Here is a 4,199-nt window from a genome sequence, read left to right as displayed (position 1 = left end):
TTTAGTCTTACCTTCTTTTTTGTTAGGTATAAAATTTAAATACTCATTTATATATTTTGAAAGTTCCACTCCTTTAAAGAAGTATTCAGGATATTTTGTCTTGTACCAGTTGTAATCTGCATATACATACCAAGGAGTATCATCTATATCTTCATTTTGAACAGCCTTCGCTTTATATACTCGCTTAGCTTTGCTACTAAGAGATTTTATAGAAACAAGAACTCTATCCTTACCTCCACTCATAGAAATCTCCCTTTTTGTTTTATAATCGCTTCCTCTTTCAATTCTTTTTTGAAGGGTTTTATAATTTATTCCTTCTAAATTTGCTGCTTCATTTATGGTTATAAATTGTTCTACCACAATTTCCCTCCTTTACTCTTTCTCTTTAGTTTGCTATAATGAGGGAAAGAATACATTTTAGAGTGCTTATATTAAAAGGAGAAACTTTTGCAGGGTTCGCTCCTTTTTTTATGTCCTTATTCTCTTTAAAATATATTCTTTTTTTCATTTATATAGCTTCCTCTTCCTTGAATTTTTTAAGCTTTTTGTTTAGCTCAATGATTTCTTTTATACAAGTATCCTTTTCCTGCATTATTAGTCTTTTGCTTTCTTGTATTGAATTTATTTTACCTATATGCATAATCAGTATTTCTTCAAATTCTTTCAATGCCTTATCGTGTATTCCATCTATGAATTGATATTGTCTTGCAAGAATTTCATTTTTATCAGATAGCATTTTAAACCTTTGCTCATCTTTATATTCTAGGTTTTCAATTCCATTAATCATATTTTGTATATTTTCTATTTGAGTTTTTAAAGTAAAGCAATCTTTTTCAATCACCTATATCACCTCCTTTAATAGGTTATTCACCTTTGAATTTTTCAACTCTTCAATCTTTGATTGTATTATTGGAATCCACTTTGCTCCACTTCTTCTACCTTTTAAGATATGAGTTAAGTACATATCATTCATTCCTATTGATTCTGTAAATTCCTTTTGGGTCATTTCAAGGTCTATTAGTGATTTTTTAAACCACTTCGAGAAATTGTCTTTATATGCCATTTTAAAACCTCCTTATGCATTTCTTATTAATAAGATTTTTGCTTTTCCGAATTCCTTTATTCTTGAGTGATTGCAAGTTATTTTATATTGTTGATTCTCAGTTGATTTTAATAAAGTTATTCCTTTTCTTCTGGCAAGTTCCTTAATCAAATCTTCTGTTTTTATATCCTCAATCTTTTTTGTTAATCCAAACATATTTCTTATATTCTCCCCTCTATTTTTCATTTAATTTAATGGTTGCTACCCATATATAAGCTATAAGTTATAATACAAGTTATTGGCATTTCCTTCCTTAAAATGTTAGAATTAAGTTACTATAAAAATCTAAGCTTCAAGAAAGGAGATATAACTACTATGTCTAAAAAAAGTTTTCCTATAATGTCTGTCTGCTTGGAATTATTAATGAATAGTTTCAGCAAGTCAGACCAAAAAGCTATTCAAAATTATGCTTCGCAATTCCCTACACACGAAGATGTTGATAATACTAGAGGTGAATTAGATTCTGAAATTCAATTAGTTTTTAAAAAATTTGAAAATGCAGAACACATTCACCAACTTAGAACAATTCTTAAAAAACAACCTACACACATTAAATTTTTTATTTTTGAAAAGATTGCTATAACACTTGATTTTCTTCAAAGTAAAGAGATTGAATGTATTTTTGTAAATGAAGAAACTACATATGGGCAATCATTTTCGGAAGCTTTGAAAACACATTGGCGAATTTTAGTTGATACCAGTGAAAAGCAGGCCTTCTCTTTATCTGATTTTTCTTTATCCATTGTTCAAAACTTTGGGCACTCTCATCAATAGAAACAACTTTTTTATTCACCTCATTTTGAGGTGTTTTTTTTAATTTCATTTAAATTCCTCCTTTTAGTTTTATTCCTCACTATTTTGATACAGGCTCTTACTGTCTAGTGTCTCCACTGGCTAGTTCTGGATTATTTCATTTGTGGTTGCTACCCACTCATCAGCTATAAGAGCTTGTCCTAATATCAATCACACATTCCATTATTTGATAATTGTCAAAACATTTTTACCAAAATTAAAATATTGTGTTGATACTAACTTTGTAATTATGTTAATGTGATGATAGGTTTTTATATCATCTAAATACATTATAGGAAAAAAATCGGATTTATTCAAGACTTTTTCCGAAATTTTTCGGATTTTTTTATTTTTTACTATTTATCTTAATTCAAAGGGAGTGTTTTATAATGAGTAAAATGAGTGAATTAAAAGGATTTGGAGCTAGATTGAAAGATGCAATAAAAAAAAGTAATTATACCCAGAAAGAAATATCCGAAATTATTCAGATCAACCAAGACACTGTAACAAACTATATAAAAGAAAAATCCTATCCTAAAATAGATATACTACTAAAACTTAGTAATATAACAAATGTTTCTACAGATTGGCTTCTTACAGGCAAAGGAAAAGGTCCTAATGAAATTAAAAGCGATACTGCAACTAATAATTCAGAATCCTTATTTAATAAAAATAAAAATATATTAGAGAAAATTTTAAACTTTTTCAATAAAGATAATAAAATAGATATTGATAAGATTGGTGAAATAGATATAGAAAAAGATATGCCTGAATTATTTAAAGAGATTAAAATAATAGAATCTATTAACTTTGAAGATTTAGAAAATTATTCACTTATAATAGAAGACTTAAAAAGTCTTCCTAAATCAGAGCTTCAAGAGGTTAGGAATTTTATAGATTTTAAACTTTTAAATTCTAAAGGTATTAAAAAGGGACAGTCATCGACTTCCAAAGATATAAACAATGGACAAGTATTGAATAGAATGGCTTAATTTCTTTATGTCTTTATGATATGTTTTTATATCATTTTATAAATAAAAATTTCAAGGAGGTTTTATTATGAATATTGATCCATCATCTATAGCTTTAGCACATTTGGGTTTAGAGACTGCAAAAACAATGCTTTCAACCTATTCAAACTTTAAAAAGAGAAATGCTATACATTTATTAGAATTATTATCTAAGTGTGATGCTGATTTCTCCAATGTAAAATCAAGAGATGACTTTCATAAATATGTGTTCCGAATTATAGAGGAAGCATCTTCTGAGGTAGAAAATGAAAAGATTATAGCTTGGAAAAATGCTATTGTTAGCCTTGCAGTAAATTTTGATGAGAATACACTTAAAGAAGAATTTATAAAAATACTTTCAAATCTATCTGTATTTGATTTACTTACTTTAAGATATATTTATACAAATGAATTTGATACAAATTCACTTTGTGAAGATACAGTTAGTTATTTTGAGCTTACAGGAATAGACTCCGAATGTACTTGGTTATCAATCAGAAAATTAGCAAATAATTTTTTAATTGATGGTAGAGGTAATGTTATTTTATTTGATGGTTTAAGTCCATCAGAAAGAATATATAACAAAAATAAAATAGGTGAATTATTTTTAAAATTTGTTTCTGAAATATAAAAGAATTCACCTTAATAATAACTTTATCTAATTTTTAAGTTTTTTATTTTTATAGAATAAAAATCCTATATTAATAACAGATAGAATTATACTAATTACTTTAATTTTTATAAAATTATCCATAAAAATAACACCTACTTTTTTGTTTATTATTTACTATACTATATTTAAATATTTAAATCAAAATACATATAATTTTTGTCGCATTGCCCAAACTTTTGTTCGGTAGTTTTTAATAGCTCCAATCCGTTGCAATTAGTTCAATACGACAGGTTTTATATAAAATTGCATATTTGTCGCATTGCTTTTTTATTGATTTACTATGATTTTAAATAAAAAATCAAATAATAAATAACGATTTATAATTAAGTGTTATTTGATGTAACGCAGTATTTTCAATGCATTTGAAAAATCGTTATTTTATTTGATAACAATGTGTAACGCTGTATCTAACGAATTTGAGTTTTATTTTTCCAAAACATGTTTTTTAAAGATTTGAAGTTTTTGAGTTTAAATAAAAAATACGCTCTAGTTTAGTGTTTTCAACTACTAGGGCGTACTTTTTATTTTTTCTTAGGTTAATGTGCATAATTTCTCATGTTGTTTCTTATATTTTCTCTTTCCGTTCTCTCTAGTTATTAGTATTTCAATGGTTATCCTATAT

At 26.3% G+C, this 4,199-nt stretch carries 7 protein-coding genes; 3 read left to right on the top strand and 4 right to left on the bottom strand.

Translation table 11 applies throughout. From position 1 onward, the window contains the following. The 4 genes from N4A48_RS02160 to N4A48_RS02145 form a co-directional block, all read right to left on the bottom strand. Positions 1-360 (bottom strand): hypothetical protein (locus N4A48_RS02160; protein ID WP_330665031.1); only part of this gene is annotated, 360 nt, incomplete at its 3' end. Between the two features lie 148 nt (positions 361-508). After that, the gene (locus N4A48_RS02155) at positions 509-841 is read right to left on the bottom strand and encodes a hypothetical protein (RefSeq protein WP_293664034.1); all 333 of its coding nucleotides are present in this window, start codon (positions 839-841) and stop codon (positions 509-511) included. Next, positions 842-1,063, bottom strand: coding sequence for an XRE family transcriptional regulator (locus N4A48_RS02150; RefSeq protein WP_293664033.1), 222 nt, complete (start codon positions 1,061-1,063; stop codon positions 842-844). A gap of 12 nt (positions 1,064-1,075) precedes the next feature. Then, the gene (locus N4A48_RS02145) at positions 1,076-1,258 is read right to left on the bottom strand and encodes a BC1881 family protein (protein ID WP_293664032.1); all 183 of its coding nucleotides are present in this window, start codon (positions 1,256-1,258) and stop codon (positions 1,076-1,078) included. 159 nt (positions 1,259-1,417) lie between these two features. Here N4A48_RS02145 and N4A48_RS02140 point away from each other — a divergent pair, with 159 nt between their 5' ends. The 3 genes from N4A48_RS02140 to N4A48_RS02130 all read left to right on the top strand — a co-directional run bounded on the left by N4A48_RS02140 (position 1,418) and on the right by N4A48_RS02130 (position 3,535). Next, the gene (locus tag N4A48_RS02140) at positions 1,418-1,876 is read left to right on the top strand and encodes a hypothetical protein (protein WP_293664031.1); all 459 of its coding nucleotides are present in this window, start codon (positions 1,418-1,420) and stop codon (positions 1,874-1,876) included. Positions 1,877-2,283: 407 nt separating this feature from the next. Further along, positions 2,284-2,886 carry a helix-turn-helix domain-containing protein gene (locus N4A48_RS02135; protein ID WP_293664030.1) on the top strand — a complete coding sequence of 201 codons (603 nt, stop codon included), beginning with the start codon at positions 2,284-2,286 and terminating at the stop codon, positions 2,884-2,886. A 67-nt stretch (positions 2,887-2,953) separates the two neighbouring features. Further along, positions 2,954-3,535: a hypothetical protein gene (locus tag N4A48_RS02130; protein WP_293664029.1), complete on the top strand. Its 582-nt coding sequence runs from the start codon at positions 2,954-2,956 to the stop codon at positions 3,533-3,535. The last annotated feature ends 664 nt before the right edge of the window (positions 3,536-4,199 follow it).

This window comes from Tepidibacter sp. (genome assembly GCF_025210165.1).
Classification (GTDB): Bacteria; Bacillota; Clostridia; order Peptostreptococcales; family Peptostreptococcaceae; genus Tepidibacter_A.
The sequence above is the reverse complement of the archived record's forward strand: the minus strand, read 5'-3'. Positions and strand labels throughout refer to the sequence as shown.